Annotated in this window: 16 protein-coding genes; 11 read left to right on the forward strand and 5 right to left on the reverse strand. The window is 68.5% G+C overall.

All coding sequences use genetic code 11. The features are described from left to right. Window positions 1-10: 10 nt before the first annotated feature. Window positions 11-1,219, reverse strand: coding sequence for a hypothetical protein (locus ACWD6N_RS11905; RefSeq protein WP_450004705.1), 1,209 nt, complete (start codon window positions 1,217-1,219; stop codon window positions 11-13). Beyond that, window positions 1,212-2,786 (reverse strand): N-6 DNA methylase, encoded by a 1,575-nt coding sequence (locus ACWD6N_RS11910; protein WP_450004706.1) that lies wholly within the window; start codon window positions 2,784-2,786, stop codon window positions 1,212-1,214. The genes ACWD6N_RS11905 and ACWD6N_RS11910 overlap by 8 nt, the downstream gene beginning before the upstream one ends. A 660-nt stretch (window positions 2,787-3,446) precedes the next feature. On the opposite strand from ACWD6N_RS11910, the gene ACWD6N_RS11915 reads away from it, so the two are divergent. After that, window positions 3,447-4,796 carry a hypothetical protein gene (locus ACWD6N_RS11915; protein WP_450004707.1) on the forward strand — a complete coding sequence of 450 codons (1,350 nt, stop codon included), beginning with the start codon at window positions 3,447-3,449 and terminating at the stop codon, window positions 4,794-4,796. A gap of 7 nt (window positions 4,797-4,803) precedes the next feature. On the opposite strand, the gene ACWD6N_RS11920 is transcribed toward ACWD6N_RS11915, so the two are convergent. The 3 genes from ACWD6N_RS11920 to ACWD6N_RS11930 form a co-directional block, all read right to left on the reverse strand. Further along, complete coding sequence (locus ACWD6N_RS11920; protein ID WP_450004708.1) at window positions 4,804-7,647, reverse strand: NACHT domain-containing protein; 2,844 nt, start codon at window positions 7,645-7,647, stop codon at window positions 4,804-4,806. Window positions 7,648-7,898: 251 nt separating this feature from the next. Further along, complete coding sequence (locus ACWD6N_RS11925; protein ID WP_450004709.1) at window positions 7,899-8,591, reverse strand: hypothetical protein; 693 nt, start codon at window positions 8,589-8,591, stop codon at window positions 7,899-7,901. Next, entirely contained in the window at window positions 8,588-9,067 is a 480-nt protein-coding gene (locus tag ACWD6N_RS11930; RefSeq protein ID WP_450004710.1) for a hypothetical protein, read from the reverse strand. Before ACWD6N_RS11930 ends, ACWD6N_RS11925 begins: the two co-directional genes overlap by 4 nt. Before the next feature lie 203 nt (window positions 9,068-9,270). On the opposite strand from ACWD6N_RS11930, the gene ACWD6N_RS11935 reads away from it, so the two are divergent. From ACWD6N_RS11935 to ACWD6N_RS11980, 10 genes are all read left to right on the forward strand, one after another. After that, window positions 9,271-9,585, forward strand: coding sequence for a hypothetical protein (locus ACWD6N_RS11935; RefSeq protein ID WP_450004711.1), 315 nt, complete (start codon window positions 9,271-9,273; stop codon window positions 9,583-9,585). 3 nt (window positions 9,586-9,588) lie between these two features. Next, window positions 9,589-11,457, forward strand: coding sequence for a hypothetical protein (locus ACWD6N_RS11940; RefSeq protein WP_450004712.1), 1,869 nt, complete (start codon window positions 9,589-9,591; stop codon window positions 11,455-11,457). Next, entirely contained in the window at window positions 11,454-11,684 is a 231-nt protein-coding gene (locus tag ACWD6N_RS11945; RefSeq protein ID WP_450004713.1) for a hypothetical protein, read from the forward strand. Before ACWD6N_RS11940 ends, ACWD6N_RS11945 begins: the two co-directional genes overlap by 4 nt. After that, a complete protein-coding gene (locus ACWD6N_RS11950; RefSeq protein ID WP_450004714.1) occupies window positions 11,677-11,910 on the forward strand; it encodes a hypothetical protein in 234 nt (77 codons plus the stop codon). Before ACWD6N_RS11945 ends, ACWD6N_RS11950 begins: the two co-directional genes overlap by 8 nt. A gap of 2 nt (window positions 11,911-11,912) precedes the next feature. Next, complete coding sequence (locus ACWD6N_RS11955) at window positions 11,913-14,117, forward strand: phage minor head protein (RefSeq protein WP_450004715.1); 2,205 nt, start codon at window positions 11,913-11,915, stop codon at window positions 14,115-14,117. Window positions 14,118-14,909: 792 nt separating this feature from the next. Further along, a complete protein-coding gene (locus ACWD6N_RS11960) occupies window positions 14,910-16,625 on the forward strand; it encodes a major capsid protein (RefSeq protein WP_354966303.1) in 1,716 nt (571 codons plus the stop codon). A 61-nt stretch (window positions 16,626-16,686) separates the two neighbouring features. Next, the gene (locus ACWD6N_RS11965) at window positions 16,687-17,514 is read left to right on the forward strand and encodes a hypothetical protein (RefSeq protein WP_354966302.1); all 828 of its coding nucleotides are present in this window, start codon (window positions 16,687-16,689) and stop codon (window positions 17,512-17,514) included. Between the two features lie 8 nt (window positions 17,515-17,522). After that, window positions 17,523-18,005 (forward strand): hypothetical protein, encoded by a 483-nt coding sequence (locus tag ACWD6N_RS11970; protein ID WP_450004716.1) that lies wholly within the window; start codon window positions 17,523-17,525, stop codon window positions 18,003-18,005. A gap of 175 nt (window positions 18,006-18,180) precedes the next feature. After that, window positions 18,181-18,762: a hypothetical protein gene (locus ACWD6N_RS11975; protein ID WP_450004717.1), complete on the forward strand. Its 582-nt coding sequence runs from the start codon at window positions 18,181-18,183 to the stop codon at window positions 18,760-18,762. Window positions 18,763-18,925: 163 nt separating this feature from the next. Next, complete coding sequence (locus tag ACWD6N_RS11980) at window positions 18,926-19,219, forward strand: hypothetical protein (protein ID WP_354966299.1); 294 nt, start codon at window positions 18,926-18,928, stop codon at window positions 19,217-19,219. Window positions 19,220-19,251: the final 32 nt, after the last annotated feature.

The following is a 19,251-nucleotide window of genomic DNA, read 5'->3' on the forward strand; positions in this document are numbered from 1 at the left end:
GCTCGGCTGACTAAATCTCGATGGTGCGGTCCAGCAGGCCCGACAGCAGCCCCGCCCGGACCTTACGAAGACGGTCCTCCTCAGCACGGGTGGCCATGATTCCCCTAACCACGGCGTCGCACCGCCGTACGTACTCACCCTGTTCAGGGGGCGGCGGAATGGGCACCCGAACAGCAGCAAAACCGCGCTTGTTGATCTTGACCATCGACTTGCTCGTTCCACCGGACGCGCCAGAGATACGGGTCCGCAGTTCGCGTGATGACAAAGCGTGCTCAAGGTAGTCCGTGGAAACACGAGATTCGTCCACGCGAAGGCGCCAGATCAGATCAGGCATGAACGTCCCCACAGGCACATTCTTTGCGACGGCAACGAATCCAACACGCTCCGGTGTGTTTGCTCGCGTAATGAGGAGGTCTCCGTTCTTCACCACATGACTGGGCGAGAAAGCGGTGTCCTCTGTCAGCGCCTTTGCCTCAGAAGGCTTGAACCAGCCACGCTGCACCGCGCTGAGCTTCAGGATTCGGTACTCGTCCTCGGCAGAGGCTTCTTCCCCAGCCTGGACGCTTTTGCCGCTGTTGATCCCCACCAGTACGTCACCGATGGGAGTATGGTCCGTCTCTGGCAAGTCTGAGCGCAGAGACTCCAGGATCCCCTCCAGCGCCTCGGATTCGGTGCCGAGTGCTGCGATCTGGTCGTCGACCGCGGCGATGACCTCGACGATCCGCTTCTGCACGGGCAACGGCGGGATGTCCATGACGATGTTAAGGAAGTCTGCGGGTTTTACCCGCTCGCGCCTGCCGCCCATCCCCTTCGACGCACCTTGGAGTGCATCCCACATGCTCTGCGTCGTGGCGAGGATGCGGAAAAAGTCGGGGTTCGCATCGGGCGCGAAGGCGAAGGTAGGGAACTCCTGGGACGCGAAGGATTCAGGCAGGTCGTCAGGGGTAACCGTGATCGCGCCTTCGAACGCCTTGAGCCGGCTGTACACGAGCACGGCGGGGCCGATCCGGTTGAGCGTCTTGTAGGCCGTAGAGCTTCCTGCGACGGGATCGCGGTAGAGAAGGCCTCTCCCTCTGTTCAGGACTCCCACGATCGGATAAGTCTGATCCGGGTCCACATCGACGACCTCCACGTCCGGTGTGAGGAACCGCGAGAGAGGTGTGCGAACCCACTCCTCCTGCGCGTCAGCTGCCAGGTTGCTGTTCGTCGGCTCACTCATCGAATCCCTTAATCCCGGCATCCGCAAGGATGGCGAGCATGTGCTGCTCGGCCTTCTGCCGTTCGGCTCGCGCGATGTTGTAGGCGTCGATGAGGGTGCCGAGGTCTTCGGCCTCAGCGGCAGCCTGCTTGATGTAGCGGCCGATGTTGAGGTCGTACGCGTTCGCCATGATCTCCGTGCTGGGAACAAAGCGCGCCGAAAGGCCGCCTTCTCCGTCAGGGTCCGCCGGGTTGCCGTCGGCGTCGAAGCTGGAGTGGTAGGCGGTCACGACGTCGGCGATGTCGACGTCAGTGAGGATGTTGCGATTCTTGACCTTGGTGAACCGCTTGGAGGCGTCGATGAACAGCACGCCATCCTGCCGTTCCGGGGCCTTGGTGCCGGGTGCACGGAACACCAGGATCGCCGTGGGGATAGGGGTGTTGTAGAAGAGGTTGGCAGGCAGGCCGATGACCGCTTCGAGTAGGTCGTCGTCCAGGACGCGCTGGCGGATGACTGCTTCCTGGCCACCGCGGAAGAGGACGCCGTGCGGCAAGACGACGCCAGCGCGCCCCTTCTTCGGGTCCATGCTGGCGATCATGTGCTGCACGAACGCCCAATCCGCCGACGACTGCGGGGCGACACCGCCGAGGGCGCGCGGGTCCTTGGTCCAGGGCTTCCACTTCAGGCTGTAGGGCGGGTTGGCAACGATCACATCGAACTGTGCGATGGACCCGTCCGGCTTCTTGAAGCGCGGGTCCTTCAGGGTGTCGCCGACCTCGACCTGGAACTGGGTGAGGTTGTGCATGAAGAGGTTCATGCGTGCCACACCTGCGGTGTCCGGCACGGCCTCCTGCCCGTACAGGCGAAGCGTGTAGCCACGCCCGCCGCGAGCCTTCAGCAGGTTCGCGGAGGCGATGAGCATGCCGCCCGACCCGCAGGTCGGGTCGTACACCGACTCGAAGCCCTTCGGGGCCAAGACCTCGACGATCAGCTCGACGACCTCGCGCGGGGTGAAGAACTGGCCAGCGCGGGTGCCAGACCCGTCAGAGAAACGCTTCAGCAGGTACTCGTACGCCCCACCGAGCACGTCGTGGGACATGTTGCCCTCGTGCATCTTTGGGGTGCGGTCCATAGCCTGCATGACCGCTGCCAACACCTCCCCCGACAGCACCTCTTCTGAGGTCCAGGCCATGGTCCCGAACAGGCGGGAGAACTTGTCAGGGTTGGCCGTCTCGATGGCTTGCAGGGAGGCGCGGACCCGCTGGCCGAGGCTGGGCTGGGTGATGGTGGCGAGGATGGACGACCAGGAGGCGCGACGCTGCTGGACGGTGCCGGGGTGGATGAACGGGATCTCGAACGATTGGTAGTCGCGGTACTCGATCTCGTGGGCTTCCTCGGCGGAGAGGTCGTCCAGGCCCTCGTTGTCGGCCAGGAACTCCTGGTGGTGGTGCTCCCAGGTGTCCGACAGGTACTTCCAGAACATCAGTGGGAAGACGACCGAGGAGTATTGCGCTTCGGGCATCGCCACGCGCAGCTCGTCGGCGGCGTCCCACAACCGGTTCTCGATCTCCTGCCGGGTCACTGCCATCAGTCGGGGTGTCCTTGCTCGTCAAAGGGTGGCGACCCGAAGGGGATCGTCGGCCGATGGCGACGTTACAGCCGCGCCGATGAGACCGCCGTCCCGCAGTCGTCGTTCCCCTTGAGCTGCTTCGATTTGCGTAGGTTGCGGCAACGGGTGGCGCGACAGGTATGCGGGCCGCATTGCCATTGCTTATGCTCGTATCCGTTACCCGATACGACTGCCGATCCGCCGCGCCGCGCTCATGCGGCGGCCCTACCAACGGCGGTCGTCGCCTCGCTGCCCTCAGCAACCTTCAGGAACGGATCAGCGAGCTACTGGTACTGGTAAACCTCGATGTCATCGTGCCTGCCGGCATGGAGGTAGACGTGTTCAACCGCAGGCGTTGCTACGTCGGCTGCCCCGACGTAGGAGCCAGTCTGAGGTAGCTTGACTACGGCTGGCGGGCTGCCGTCGGAGGCGACCTCCACGGGCATCAGTCGTCCGTCGACCGGTCCACCGAGAAACCACGCTTCTGTCGGCGCCATCCCGCCATCGTGCCGCCCCGCGCCTGCCGTGGCGCTGTGGTTGAGTTAATCGGTGCCGATCCCGTCGTACAAGAGGCCGATCCTGCGATCCGGGTGGAAGTCGAACCCGTTCGATCGAACCACTGAGCGGCGTCGGCTGAGGGTGCTGCTCGACCTGCCACTGATGGCCGGTGACGCCGACGGGCAGGGTGAGTTCGCCGGTTACCCGTTCTTGCCGGGCGGCTCGACCGGGTTCCCCGACGCCGCGGCGGTCCTGCGCTCATATGGTCAGCACGAGGCCGTCGAGCTGCTGTTCGTCACTGATGATCCGGGCGCTACCGGAGGTGTCGTCCTAGACGACCCGGATCTTGAGCGCGACGAGGTGTGCTTCACGGTGCACGACAAGATGTGGACGGGAGTTGACGGCTACCGCGAGTCCCTCGCCGAGGCGCGGGGGCTGGCCGACCGTCACGGACTGCAGGTCACGGAGGCGTTGGCCGGTGTGCTGCTTCCGCACATCGGAAACCAAATCGAGTGCGACGCCATTGTCACGTCCCGTCCGTGGTTGCTGGCACGGCGGACAGGTCCCCACGCGCGGCACCTGGCGAACGTGCTGTCGCCCGAGGAAGCTCTCGCCCTGGTTGGTCTGTTCCTGCGGTGGCACGGGGATCCGGTGATCATCGGTGGCGGACGGATCCGCTGGAGCCCCGTGCCGATGCGACGAGCAGCGGCATACGCGATGCTGCCAGGCTATGGGGAGTGGGCGGCTGCGGCACCCAGAGACCACCCTGGGGAGCAGCCCCACAGCTCTCTCGTGGCGTCGTGTCTCACGAGGGTGGCGCGGGCGCTGGCGTTTCGGGACGCGATCCACGGCCTCTCTGTGCACGATGCCCGCGGCAACGCCGATGAGGTGCTGGCTGAGCTGGATTCGCTGCTGTACAGCCTGGTCGGCGCGTTCGACATCACGGCTCGTGTCGCCGACCTCTACCTCGGCCTGAACACGCCGAAGTTCCAGGTTGGCTGGCAGAAGCAGGCTTGGCGGGCTCAGCTGGACGACCGCGCCCCGGAGCTGGCCACCTTCACCGGCGTGGGCGAGACCGCTCATCGGGTCATGAAGGTCGCGGCCGTGCTGCGGAACACCGTGCATAGCGCCGCTCTGCATTTCACCGGGCACCAGTCAATCGGCGGCGAGGAAAACATCCTGGTGACGGTGCCGCCCGACGAGGAGCAGGCTCTGCTGCGCTGGCTGGACGCCGACGCGGACGCCTGGGGCATGCTGACCTTGCCGAGCGGCCGAGTCGCCCTCAATGCTTGCAAGTTCGTGGAACGGCTAGTACCCGCGGCATTGGTGGCGCTGGACGGGACCATGTCCCATACGCCCCTGGACGGGCTGCCCGCCCGCACGCCTACCAACCCTCAGCAGAACTGGAGGTTCTGCGACACCACCGGGCACCGACTCCGCCTGCTCTATGGCGTACCTGACCTATCCTCCCAGACGCCAAACCGCGCGTAACGGGCCGTTATCTGACAGCCGAACCCGGCAGGGTTGCTCCCGTCAGCTGGGGTCGCCGGACCCATTCAACGAGGAAGTCGTGGGCTTCGGCGGGCAACGCCCAGGAGTTGACGACGTCGACGGCCGCCTCGTGGTAGCCGCCCTCCACAGCGGTCATGAACTGGTCAAGCTGATGATCGTCGCGTCGGTTCCTCGCAACCCGCATGATCGGGAGCAACAGCAGGATCAGGGCTGCGCGGCTGTGCTTGCGCATCTCGCGCAGTGCTGCCTCGTCGAACCCCACCAGCGCCTCCTCCCACACGTTCCGCGGCAACGCGGCGCGGGAGAGCCAGTCACGGTTGGCAATGATCTGGGGGTAGTACCCTTCAAGGGTGTCATCCCACCGGCAAGGGACGGCTGCTGCCGTCCGGTCCCAGTGCGGGGCGACAGTTCCCTCCAGGATTTCCATGAAAACAGGCAGTATGGTAGCGCCGCCTACGTAAGTCAGCTCGTAGAGGATCGAGAGGCCGTGCTCGGCCAGGTCATCGGCGGTGGGCTGCTGAACAATCCGGTGCCACACCCGGGCCGTCTCGGGTACGGCGCGCTGGGACAAGTCATCCGCGACCAGCCCCTTGATCAACTCGCCGGTGCGGTGTCTGCCGTCGAGTGGGTGGTTTAGCAGCATGTCGTAGAGCAATCCGGCAGAACTGCTCAGGGACATAACCCTGGCATAGTGCTCGACGGCGTCAGCCATCGCACGGGCTATGCGGGTGGCATTGTCCGGCGCGGTGACCGCCAGCAGCGCCGAAAGTGGAATGTCGTCTTCCGGGTCGTTCTCCAGTTGCGTCCACCGGCGGTCGGCCGCTGGTGCTGCACACGATCGGGCCACCACACGGGTGACCACATCCCGGAGCGTGGTGTTGTTCGGGGCGATGTTCTCCATGCACCGGCCGGCAAAGGTCAGGTGGCTGAGCGAGGCGTTGGCGACCTCGTCGACGCGGGCCAGCGCGACGCGCAATACGCGGTCGGCGCCGTCGTCGCAATGACGATCCAGAATCTGCACTGCCAGCTGGCCGACAACGTCCCAGGTGCTGTCGAGGAGGTGCGGCTCCAACTGCTCCCATACCACCTCGGGATCGGGCTGGTGCTTAACGAGTTGGGAGGCGGCGAAGAACTCGAGGAACGTGCGGTGCACGAACCCGTAGTGCGGTTGCAGGGCGTCGGAGCCCACGTCGGTGAGTACCCAGGCGCGGCCGGCGCAGAAGTCAAGGAAGTCAGCTGCGGCCTGAGCCGCTTCGTCTGGGTCCTCGAACCGCTTGGTCTTCATGTATTCGGCGAGGAACGCGATCAGCTCCGCGCGTGGCAGCGCTTGGCGGCCCTGCGGGTCGGTGAAGAGCCGCCAGGCGAGGCGTTGCACTGCTGGGCGGATGTGTGCCCCGTACCGGTGTGTGACCTCGATGCCCCGTGTCCGGTCCCAGGTCTCGAATAGCAGCTCGGCGCACTTTTCGTAAATCTCGGGCTTGTTACGTGGGATGTAATGAACGGTCGAGTACAGGCCGCACAGCAGCGACAGCACCAGCGGGTTGACTCGCAGGTCGCGGGCCACCTCGCTTTCCCGCATGAAAGCCTCGGTCAGCTGTCGACGCTGGTCCTCGTCCAAGGAGGTATCGAGCCTGAACCATCGGCTGGCGTACTGGTTGACCTGGGCCTCGTTGAAGGGGGCGATGTCGACGGTCGGAAACAGGTCAGAGTCGAGGGGGGCGTCTGGATAGCCGACGACTCGGGAGGTGACGATGACGCGGGCAAGCGGGTAGCGGTGGGCGAAGCCATCGACGAGTTGGGCGAATGATTGCCGGTAGGAGCTGTCACCGAGTTCGTCGATGCCGTCGATGATGACCGTGGCGCGGCCGTTAAGCAGTAGATACTCGAGCGCATCAGGTGGGGGGTTGACGTTGCCAGGACGCCGGCAGGCCGCCTCCAGGTAGTGCAGCAGGGTGTGGTGATCAGTGCGCAGTGACTGAGTGTGTGCACGCACGACGAGCAGGATCGGCACCTGCCCTTCCAGGCCGCCGATCTTGTCGGCTGCCAGGTCGTGGGCGAGCTTTGCGGCCAGCGTGGACTTTCCCGCGCCCGGGTCACCGAGGATGACGAAGCGAACCACGTTGTTCATGCCGTCGGCCAGCGTGAACGTCTCTGAGGCCGATGAGTCCCACAAGGGAGAGGCTGACGCCGGGCGCAGCACTGGGGTGACGTACAGCTGGGCGTAGTCGACCTGGCGGTTCAAGTCGTGCGCGGCCATGCGCAGCTTCGCGTGGCCGGCCTTGGTCGCAGATCGAACCGCCTTGGCGAACTGGTGGACTTCGTCGAGCGTCTTGAGGCGGTTTAGCAGCTCGCTGTTGAGCACCCCGGCAGCGGCCACCCTGGCCGCCATCGCCACGGCGCGGCCGCTGTCGAGCGTTCCTGGTGCCGCAGTCTGCCGCACCGCATGCACCGCGGCGTCCACCAGTTCGTGTAGTACGTCGGTGGCCTGTAGCAGGTCTGCCTCGGCGAACTCGCCGTGGTGGCGCAAGCCGTGCCGCAGCTGCTCACGGATCGCGCTCCGCGTGTCGTCGGTTGTCGAGGCGAGGGAGGAGATCATGGCCTGGCGAACCAGGTGATCGAACTGAGCGGACTCGGCGAACTCCCGAAACCGACGGAGCTGCTGAGGGTTCAGGTGCTCGATGAACCGTTCAATCTTCCCGGCGACCAGGATGCCGGCGGCCTCGGTGGCGATCTTGTTCCGCTGGTACCTGGTCAGCAGCTTCCGACCGATGATGGTGCTGCAGTTGACGGCCGCCTTGGTGGCCAACGGGCCGAGTGTCGCCATGTCCATGGGCGATCCTTCCCTCTGCCGCCGCCATAGAGTGCGGCTCGACGTCACACACGCGGTCAATGCCATTGCGAACAGCCTTCGATCCCCAAACGCCCTCGCCGCGGCCTGCAAACGACTCTTGAACACAGGACACTAGGTGGGTCAGCCGCCAGAGGGCGAGCCTGAGACTCGCCACCACGCGTCGCTTCAGGCCCGGCCCCTGAGTGGACCGGAGATCGCTCCGAGCCAGAAGGACGCCAGCCACCGGGGCGTCAGATCACATGCGTCGGGTCCTGGGGGGCGACGTGCCTCTTGAATGCTTCGCGCAGCAATGTTGTCAGATGGCCTTTTTGCCTGGTACCCGGTAGAACTCCGAACTCGCACACGGCGTTCGGCGTGGCGGCAAGCGTTTGGCACACCATGGCCGAGCGCTGGTTGGAGACGAAGTATCCAACGACGTTGTTACCGCGGTCGTGGCACAGTTGGGCGAACTCCCGCGCCAGCGAGACAGGAAGCGGGCCAGGGTAGAACTTGCATTCAATGACGGCCAGGCACTTCGATGCCGGCGGTGACTTGCTCCTGTACCTGCTGCTCGCTGCGGCGTGGTGGTCCAAGATCAGGACATCGCACTCGCCCTCCGTGCGGGTCTTGCCGCCGATGATCTTCACGCGAACGTGAACCTCGAGGGGCGGTGCGTTGCCGAACCCTAGTACGGCGAACGTCCACTGCGGATCACTGGAGTAAATGACACCGGGTGCGCCCCGGAACACGAGATCGGTCACCTCCTTGCCGTTGCCCTCGCGGTAGCTCACCGCCGCTCCGGCGTCCAACGCCGCTGCTACCACCAGCGAGAAGACGTATGCCTCATAGACTCGGTCCGCGATTGACGCCGACGTGAACGGATGCGTTGCGGCGTCTAGGTTGGCTTCCAGTTCCCTCAACATGCCGTCTACGTGCTCGCTCATTGCTCGATCACCGCTGCGCGAAGGCGCTGAAGACTCGCGGATACTCGTCCCATCGCCTCGCCGTCGAAGTCGTCAAAGGGGGCAGTCTCATCATCCCCACCCGTGAACGTGACCGAGTTGACCGGTGGAGCCAGGCCGTTCCGGCCGTCCCGCAGCGCTTCCAACGTGTCTGCCTGCATTGCAGGCAGCTGGGTGAACACCGCCAGCATTGCGTCGATGAGCAGCAGGGTCCTGTCAGGCGCGGAGAAGGGCGTCTCCCTCAGACTTGCTGTGGTCGGTCGCTTGCCTGGGTCGATCCGCGCGGGGTAGCGGCCGTATCGATCGGTTGCCCACTCTTGGAAGTACTCGGGCCGGCCGGCAACGTGTTGCCCCTGGCGGATGAGCTCATCGACATCCGACAAGACCCAGCCGAGCCCTCGCTCAAGGCACATTTCGCGTAGCTGTTGGTCCACCTGCATGAGTTCCTCAGCGTCCACCATCACCCTCCGAGGTGCTCCGAACCTCTCGTCGTTCCGCAGGAGGGCGTTCTGGCTCGCCTCCGGACCAGCGTGCGGCTAGGGGCAAGCGCCCAACATAGAAGCTACTGGCGCCGTATTTGCTCCCGCCACGGCCACGGTAGAGCATTCGCGCACGTGCTGATGTCTGTGCGGTCGCAGTGCCATTGTCTATGCTCGTAGCCGTGACGGGGCTGATCGAGATCGCGGTGGTGCTGCTCTTCGTCGCGCGGGTGACCCGGCTGGTCGTCGCCGACGAGATCACCCGGCGACTCCGAGAGGCGGTCGTGAGGCAGCTGCCCGACGGCAGCCTCCTCGCGTACCTGCTGTTCTGCCGCTGGTGCCTGTCCGTGTGGATCGCCGTGCCGGCCGTCGGCGGCTGGTGGCACCTCTCCGACGTGCCCCGCTGGTCCGGCTACTGGTGGGTCGACGTGCCCACCGTCGCGCTGGCCCTGTCGCACGCGACCGGCCTGCTGGTGCGCGCCGAGCCCGGGGAGTAGCGCATGGCGTGGTGGGGCACGAAGCCGAACGTCGACAGCGAGGTCGGAAAGGCGACCGCCGTCGTCGCCTCGGCGGCGAAGATGCGCTACGAGTCCAGCGGCAGCCTGCGGAAGGTCACCAAGCAGGAGTGGCAGGAAGAGGCATGGCGGCACTACGAGCAGTGCGGCGAGCTGGCGTACCTGGTCGACCTCATCGCGAAGGCGATGAGCCGCGCCCGGCTGTACATCACGCAGGTCGACGACCAGGGCCGGCCGGTCGAGACACCCGATCAGGCGCCGGCCGGCGTCAACGAGACGTTCCTCGGCGGCCCCGGCCAGCAGGGCGAGCTGCTGCACGACGCCGGGATCCAGCTCGGCGTGCCCGGCGAGTGCTACCTGATCGGCGAGCCGGAGAAGGACGACGCCGGCAACGCGACCGACCGGGAGCGGTGGTTCATCGCCTCCAACGAGGAGCTGCAAGAGCGCGCCGGGAAGTACGTGCTCGACCAGGGCGACGGCCCGCGCGAGCTGGAGGCTGACGAGACGGTCATCGTCCGGATCTGGGCACCGTCGCCGCGTAGGCACGCCCTGCCGAAGTCGCAGGTGCAGGCCAACCGGCGGGTGCTGCGGCTCATCGAGCGGCTGACGCAGTACGTCCAGTCGCAGATCGACTCCCGGTTGGCCGGGGCGGGTATCTTGCTGCTGCCGAACGAGCTGTCGTTCGCCGCCGCCGAGCAGGAGGAGGACGCCGAGGACGGGGTGACGTCGTTCCTGGCGACGCTGACCGAGGCGATGACCACCGCGGTGAAGGACCGCGACTCGGTGGCCGCCCTCGTCCCGATCGTGGTGCAGGGCCCAGCCGAGCACCTGGAGAAGGCGCGGCTGCTCAGCTTCGCCACTGAGCTGTCGGCAACGGTGCCGTCGATGCTGGACGGCGCGATCCGGCGGCTGGCCCTCGGCCTGGACGCCCCGCCGGAGATGCTGCTCGGCATGACCCAGGCGAACCATTGGGGCGCCTGGATGACCGACGAGGCGACGATCAAGTACCACGTCGAGTCGAAGCTGGAGCTGTTCTGCGCGGCGCTGACCCAGCAGATGCTGTGGCCGGCGTTGGAGGGTGCGCCCGGCGTCGCCGACGCGAAGCGGTGGATCGTCTGGTACGACACGTCGGAGCTGACGCAGACCCCGGACAAGGGTGCGGACGCGAAGGACCTGTACGGCCTTGGCGAGTTGTCCGGCGACGCGCTGCGCCGGGAGACCGGCTTCGGCGACGGCGACAAGCCGACCGACGAAGAGCGGGAGCTGCGCCGGCTGCTGGAGATCATCCGCGCGGTGCCGGCGGCCGGGCCGCTGCTCGTGACGCGGCTGCTGGAGGTCGCCGGGGTTAGCGTGCCGATCGACCCGGAAGCGTTGAAGCCGGCCCCGCAGCCGGCCGAGCTACCGGCCGGCGAGGAGGAGGAACCGACGACCAACGAGCCGCCACCCGGCGACACCGAGGACCGCGGCCCGCCCGAGCAGAACGCCATCGCGGCGTCGGCCGCGGAGCCGCTGAGCGGGCCGTTCGTCGCCGCCTGCGAGGTGCTGGCGCTGCGGGCGCTGGAGATCGCCGGGAAGCGGGTCGTCGGCCGCGAGCGGTACCGGCACGCCGGCCTCAAGGCGTGGGAGTACCACACGGTGCGGCAGTCCACAACGACGTCGGTGCCCCGGCTGCTGGAGGGCGCGTTCACGGCGGTGCCGGCGATCGCCACCCGGCTCGACGTCGACCCGGAGAAGCTGACGGCCGCCCTGACGACGTACGTCGGAGGGCTGCTGGTCACCGGCGCCCGGCACGACCCGGCGGAGCTGCGGGAGCACCTGACCCGCACGGTGCGCGGAGAGCTGGTGCCCGCATGACGGCCCCGACCGCGCCCGCCCCGGACCTGGTGCAGGCACACGGGCACGCGTGCCGCTGGTCCGGACGCGGCAAGGGCTGCGAGGTCCTGCGCTGGACGATGTGCCGCAACTGCGGGTGGTGGGGCGACCTGTGGGACGGCGACCAGCCGCCCCTGACCGACGGCGCTCACGTCTGCGACCCGGCCGACGTGGCACGGCACGAGCACACCAGGAGGACCCGTGGCTGACCCGGCGAACGTGACCCTGACCCAGCTGCGCGACGCGTTCGCGCTGCTGAACATCGACCTCAACGACGACTTCGTGAAGCTGGAGCTGCGCGAGAGCGCGCTGACGATCCACCGGGTGGCGCGCACCACCTCGGGGATGCCGGCGTGCCTGCCCGACGGCGGTGTGCAGGTCACGGGCTCGACGATCAACGTGGTCGCCGTGCTGCCGCCCGCCCCGGAGGGGTGAGCGTGGCCGAGCCGGACCTGTGGCTGCCGCTACGCCTCGACCACGAGGCGCGGGTGCTCGCCGCCGAGAAGCGCGTCGAGCGGGCCGCCCGGGCGGCGCTGAGCACCTGGCTGCGCTCGGCGCGGGCGCTGACCCTGCCGGTCACCGCGGCGGCGCTCCCGCCGGACCCGTCGGCGCTCGCCGGCGCCGGGCAGGCGTGGTTCGAGGCGATGACGGTGCACCTGCTGCCCGAGGTCGACGCGACGTTCCTCGCCGGCGTGGCCGACGGGGGCGGCGACCTGGAGCCGCTGCGCGTGGCGCAGATGAAGGACGAGTACCTGGCGGCGCTGCCGAACCGGCTCTCCGGGGTGCCAGACAGCGCGTGGACGCAGGTGACCGCCGTCGTCGCGGAGCTCACCGCCGAAGGCGCGAGCATCCCGCGTATTCGCGACGCGATCGAGGCGATCCTCGGTGAGCTGTCGTGGGAGGACAGGGCGGTCACGATCGCCCGGACGGAGACGATCGGCGCGTACAACGCGGGCACGCTGACCGCCTGGCTGACCGCCGAGCAGGCGCTCGACGAGAAGCTGGACAAGGTGTGGGTGGCCACGCATGACGAGCGGACCCGCGACGACCACCGCGACGCGGACGGGCAGCGGGTCGCCCTGGACGGCGTGTTCATGGTCGGCGGGGTGCCGCTGCGCTTCCCCGGCGACCCGGCCGCGCCCGCCGGGCAGGTCGTGAGCTGCCGCTGCACGATGATCGAGGTGGAGGCCGGCGAGGCCCTGCCTGCGGTCCCTGAGCACCCCTGGCCACGACGGGATCGGGCCAGCGGGTTGGACATCACGGTGACAGCGGCGGGAGCCGCGAAGGGTGGCAAGCAGATGGCGACGTGGAAGGGGACGCTGGCGCCGCTGGGTGCCAGGTCGGGTGACCGGCGGATCTTCGCGGCGGACGGCGAGTGGTCGTTCCGCGACCTGCCGATCCCGCTGCGGTGGGCGCGGTCGGACGCCCCCGGGCACGAGGGCGCGGTGACGATCGGCCGGATCACGGCCGGCGAGGTGCAGAAGTCGAAGCTGACCGGCTCGGGTGACTTCCTGGACGCCGTGCCGGAGCTGGGGGAGGCGCTGGAGCTGCTGCGCAGCGGCGTGCTGTTCCCGTCGGTGGACCTTGACGACTTCGAGTTCGTGTACACGGACGCGAAGGGCACGCCGATTGAGGAGATGAGCGACGAGGAGTGGGAGGCGTTCATCGACTCCGGCGAGGAGCCGTACATCACGGTGACGAAGGGCCGGGTCATGGCGGTGACCCTCGTCGGCACGCAGGCGTTCATGGAGGCGAAGCTGGAGTTGGTCGACGACGAGCCCGCCGACGGCGACGACGAAGCCTCAGAAGAGGTGGAGAAAGAGGAAGAGCCGGTCACCGCGGCCGGCGCGGCGGCGAAGAAGTCGGAGGTCGCGCCGCTGTACCCGCCGAAGGTGTGGTTCGACGACCCGGGCCTGGGCGAGCTGACGCCGATCACGGTGACGGCCGACGGGAGGGTGTTCGGGCACCTGGCCGACCGGGACTGCCACCTGTCGTTCCTGACCGGCGGGCAGTGCGTGATGCCGCCGGAGGAAGGCGGCTTCGACTGGTTCCACCGGCCGGAGATCCAGACGGCCGAGGGGGAGCTGATCGCGGTCGGGCACATCACGGCGTCGACCGGGCACGCCGACCTGGCGGCCAGCGCGGCGAGCGCGGTGGCGCACTACGACGACACGGGCACGCAGGTCGCGGTGGTCCGTGCCGGCCGGGACGCCCACGGCACGTGGGTCGCCGGGTCGCTGGTGCCCGAGGCCAAGCCGGAGCAGGTGCAGCTGCTGCGTCGGTCGCCGCTGTCGGGGGACTGGCGGTGGATCGGCGGTGCGCGTCAGCTCGTCGCGGCGCTGTGCGTCAACGTCGGCGGCTTCCCCGTGGTGCGGGGCCGCTCGTCGGGCGGCCGGGCGTACGCGATGGTCGCCTCCGGCTGGACCGGCTGGAAGGCGTCGGAGTCGGCGCAGCGCCGGCAGCGCGACCCGCTGTCCCCGCAGACGCTGGACGCGGCGGTCCGCCGTGCGGTGGCCGCAGGCTTCGAGGCCGAACGGCAGCGGCTGGCCACCGCGGCGAACGTCGAGCGGATCGCGGCGTCGATTGGCCGGGACCGAACGACCCTCGTAGCGGCTCTGGCCGCCACGGTGCACGGCAAGTAGAGGGGAGGAGCCGATGGGCTGCAACTGCGGCAGCAAGCGTCGGGGCGGCACTGTGTACGTGTTGTCCTACGAGGACGGCCGCCAGGGCGGTGAGTACGGGTCGAAGACGGATGCGGAGATCGCCGACGTGCGGCGGGGCGGCGGCGGCACGATCCGCCAGGTGCAAAAGTAGGCCGGGTGCGACGCCGGTTGGCGTCGCACCCGCAGCATCTACGTCATGGGCCACCCCCCGTCGTGGGGGTGACGGTGCCTGTAACAACGTCCCCGGGACTTCCCGCAGGGTTCGCATAACCTGGTACTGGACCTTGCGGCCCAGCGGATGGATCAGCGGACCCTTCCGGCGAAAACGAACACTTGATGTGGAACGCGACGGTTTTCCAACTCACTTCGATGTATCCGCCCGCTCTCTCGACCCGCCCTACCAAATGCAGGGTCACGAGCAGGAGGATCACGAAGGTCGTTAGGGGAGCAACCGCGGCGATCCACGCTGCGGCTCCTCCCACGTGACGCTCCTACCTGATGGAATCGGGTTTCATGTGATCCCCGCCTTTCGTCTCAGGCCAATACGGCAAAATCCGCGTCTCGCCTCGCGCTTCACGCTGGGGTAGGGCTTCCTGATGAAGGGCTACCTCGATAGCGGTCGGGCCGTACATTCAGCCCGATGCATCCAATGATGCGATGCAATGTCAAGGGACGGCAAGCTTCCTGCTTGAGATACGCTGTGCGCTGAACCACCGATGCTGGCTGCGGGCCGGTCGGGACTGAGATCCCTACCGTGCTGAGGAGCCGACGGTGGAATTCGAGATCCCTGGGAGCCTGGACGGGCTCGACCTCGACGCGCTGAGCCAGCTGGAGACGCAGGCCGTGGCGGCGTTCGACACCCTGCGCGACAACCCGGCCCTGGACGCTAACGGCCTGACCCGGCTGCGTGAGCTGGCCACGTTTGTCCAGTCGGTGCGCACCCAGCAGCAGCAGATTGAGCAGGCGGCGCTGCAGGTGGCCTCCGAGTTGGACGACCTGGACGCGGCCGTGCACGGCGCCGCCGATGCCCCCGATAGCGAGGGTGACGACGCTGACAGCGACAGCGACGCTGACAGCGACAGCGACGTTGATGGCGACGATGGCGACGATCCTTCGGCGGAGGAGCACCAGGTCGCGGACGTGCCAGCACCGCAGCCGACGCCGGTCGTCGCTTCGTTGGCCCGCCGGGCGGCCCGCCGGCAGCCGAAGCCGAAGGTGACCAGCGCCGGCAAGTCGGCGGTCATCAAGGCGGCTGCGGACGTGCCGAACGTGCCGCACGGGCACGTGTTTTCCTCTGTGTCGGAGGTCGCGTCGGCGTTCGACGACAAGTTCGCCGGCTTTCCGCGCGGGGTGGGGGTCGCGACCCGCATCAAGCAGAACGTGGCGCGGGTAGAGCTGCCCGTCGACCAGGCGCTCGTTGCCGGGGGCAGGGGCCTGACCGACATGGAGCTGGTCGACCTGGCCGCCACCGAGTCGCGGCTGCCCGGAGGCAACCTCGTCGCGGCCGGCGGCTGGGGCGCCCCATCCGAAACGCTGTGGGAGCTGTGCGAGGGCCTGGAGACGAACGACGGTCTGCTGGACCTCCCGGGCATCACGATCCCGCGCGGCGGCGGTATCAAGGTCCCGTCGAACCTGGACTTCCGCGACCTGTACTCGGCGGTCGGCTTCGTGCAGACCGAGGCGGACAGCACCGCAGGCACGGACAAGCCCGCCTACAGGGTGCCGACGGTGAACTGGGCCGAGACGCGCCTCGAGGTGGACGGGGTGCAGATCGAGCAGGACATCGTGCAGAACGCGGTGTGGCCGGAGCTGACCCGGGATGTGGTGCGGCGGGCGCTGACCGCCCACGAGCACAAGATCAACGCGCGGCTGATCCAGCGCATGGCCGCTGCCCCGGGCCAGTCGACGCAGTTCGCGCTGACCCTCGGCGGCGACGTCGACGGCGACGAGACGACCACCGCGCTGCTCGGCGCGGTGTCCCTGGCGGCGACGGACTACCGGTACCGGTACCGGCTGGGCCGCCGGCAGCTCCTCGAGTGCGTCGCGCCGCTGTGGCTGATCGACTGGATTCGGGCGGACATGAGCCGCCGGGCCGGGGTGAACTACCTCGACGTGACCGACGAGCAGGTCACGGCGTGGTTCACCCGGCGGCACTTGCGGCCGCAGTTCGTCTACGACTGGCAGGACGGGTACGCCGACGTGGGCGGCAGCGGCTTCGGTGGCACGGGGGCCCCGGGCCAGTGGCCGGCGAACGTGGACCTGCTGATCTACGCGCCGGGCACGTGGGTGACGGGTTCCAAGCCGATCATCGACCTGTCGGCGGTGTACGACTCGACGAAGCTCAAGGACAACGAGTACATCGCGCTGTTCACCGAGCAGGCGACGCTTCTGGTGAAGCGGTGCTTTGTGTCGTACAAGGTGTCGGTGCCGCTGTGCCCGACCGGCGTCACCGGGTCGACCGTCGCCTTCGACTGCTCCGCGGTCTGAGCTACCCGTTCGACGGGGCCGCGCCCGCGCGGCGCGGCCCCCTCCCCGGAGGAGGTGACGGGTGACGCAGCCCCTGGTGTACGTGGAAGCCCCGGCGACGACGCCGATCCGGTACGGGCTGTTCTCGGCGGCGGCCGTGGTCGACCCGGCCGACCAGCGCGAGTTTCAGGCCGGCGTGGAGTGGGAGCCGCAGTGCGTCGACTCCCCGGCGCCGACGAACCTGGCGGCGGCCTCCGACGCGAACCGGGCGGCGATGGTCCTGCCGGACGGCGTACCGAGCGTGCAGGCCGCCGTCATCCGGCTGTACGGCGGGCTGACCGGCCGGTCGACGGCCCGGCCGGATCTGCTGGACCGTGGGCGGCGGGCGCTGGGCCTGGTCGAGCAGCAGTCGCTGGAGCACTACGTGTGGACCGGCGAGGCCGGGAACGCGACGTACCTGGCGGAGGTCGACACCGAGGTGCTGGCGGGCTCGGACGCGGCACCGGTGCCGCTGGAGACGGGCGTGGGCCTGCTGGAGGCGCACATCAGCGACCGGGCCGGCGTGCTGGGTGTGCTGTGGGCTCCCCGGTGGACGGCCGGGTGGTTCTCGGAGAAGGGCCAGTCACGGATCGAGGGTCCGCGGCTGGTGGCCCCGCTGGGCGATCCGATCGTGTTCGCGCAGACGACCGGCGTCGGCCCGGGTGGTGTGGCGCCGGCCGCTGGTGAGGCGTGGCTGTACGGGACGGGGCCAGTGATGGTGCGGCGGTCGGCGGTGTATCTGCCGAAGCTGGACGAGGCCCTGGATCGCAAGGACAACGAGGTGTTCGCGGTCGCCGAGCGGTTCTACACGGTGGGGTGGAGCTGCGCGGTGGCGGCGGTGAAGGTCAAGCTGCCGGGCGTGCCGGCGTAGGAGGAGACATGCCCCTGATCTACGCGAAGGACCGCGCGGACGCGAAGGCCCTCGCGCGGCAGCTGCTCGACGCGGCCGGCGAGGAGCGGCACGACGAGGTGCTGACCACGAGCGACGGCCCGCTGGGGCTGGCGTTCGACGTGCCGGACGACCTGGCCCAGCAGGTGCTGGGTACCGGCGACGGGCGCGTCATCGAGACGCCGAGCGAGCCGGCGGCTGACGCCCGCGCGGAGGGCACGTCGGCTGACGACGGGCGCGTCGTCGAGACCCGGAGCGAGCCGGCGGCTGACGCCGGCGTGGAGAGCACGTCGGCTGACGACGGGCGCGTCGTCGAGACCCCGAGCGAGCCGACGGCTGACGCCGGCGTGGACAGCACGTCGGCTGACGCCGGGGCCGACGTGTCCGAGGCGGACGCCAAGTCGGACGGTGGGTCCTCCCAGCCGTCGACGAAGGCGTCCCGGGCGTCGCGTACCTCGCGGAGTGGCCGGTAGACCCCACGCCTCGGACTCGCGCCGCCCTGCCTGGTTCTTCCCCGTGCCAGGTGGGGCGGCGCTTTTGTGTGACCCGCTCCACGGCCCGGGGCGTACATAGAGATTGTACGTAAGGCTGAAACTCGCATACAATGAATATGTACGCAACGCGCTACCCCTACAGGAGGGCTGAGAGATGGAGAAGCGGGTCAACGAGCTGGCCGGGCAGTTCGGCGTCGAGGCCGAGGCCGCCGACCAGTGGGGCCTGATCGCCCTGCTGGCGCGGCAGGTAGTTGAGGCCGAGCGGGAGGTCGAGCGGCACGCGCGTGAGCTGACCGGGGCGACCGAGGACGCGGTGGTCACCGCGAAAGCGGGCGACCTGCGGACGTCGGTGCGCGGCGACCTGCTGGCCGCCGTGAGCGACAAGGCGGCGGCGCTGGACTCGGCGCTGGTGAAGGTGGCCGAGCGGCGGCAGGCCCTGGCGATCGTCGCCGAGAGCGTGAAGGCGGCCCGGCCGAAGCCGGCGCCCGAGCTGGCCGAGCGCGACGTGGTGACCTGGACGTGGGACGGCCAGGAGCACCGCGGCCTGGTCGACCAGGTGAAGGGCGGCGGCGTGGTGGTGGTCGACCCGGACGACGTGCGGTGGCACCTGCCGGCCGCCGAGCTGACGAAGGTGCCGCCGGCGAAGGCGGCCGAGCACCTCGACTGCCCGGGGTTCGACAACCAGGAGGACTACTGGCACTGCTACACGCACGAGGTGTACCGCCAGTCGTTCTGAGCTGAGAGGACCGACGCCCCTCGCGCCACGCGGCGCGGGGGGCGTCGCCGTTGTGTGGCCCGCTCCACAGCCCGAGCCGTACATAAAATCTGTACGTGAGGAGTGGCGTCTGGATACAATGAGTATGTACAGCAAGCTGCCCCCCGTAGCGAGGAGTGCCCCGATGAGCCGCGAGATGAGCTACCGCGAGACGCAGTTGGTTGCCGGCCTGACCGCGCTGAACGCGCAGTTGCAGGAGCGACTGGCGAGCGGGCAGCCGCTGTTCCGCACCCCGACGCCGCAGGAGCGGCGGGCGGTCGACGAGCACAACGCGCGGGTGCTGGCCGAGCGGCAGCGGGTGGCGGACGCCAAGCAGCGGCGCGCGAACGAGCGCGAGATCGCCAAGGTGCGCAAGGCGATGTGCGGGGAGTGCTTCACCGTGCTGCCCGCGTCGGGGGTGTGCGGCAACTGCTGCTGATCGACCCGAGCGCCCCCGTAGCCGACGTGGCT

The sequence above is a fragment of the Micromonospora sp. NPDC005163 genome, assembly GCF_053599835.1.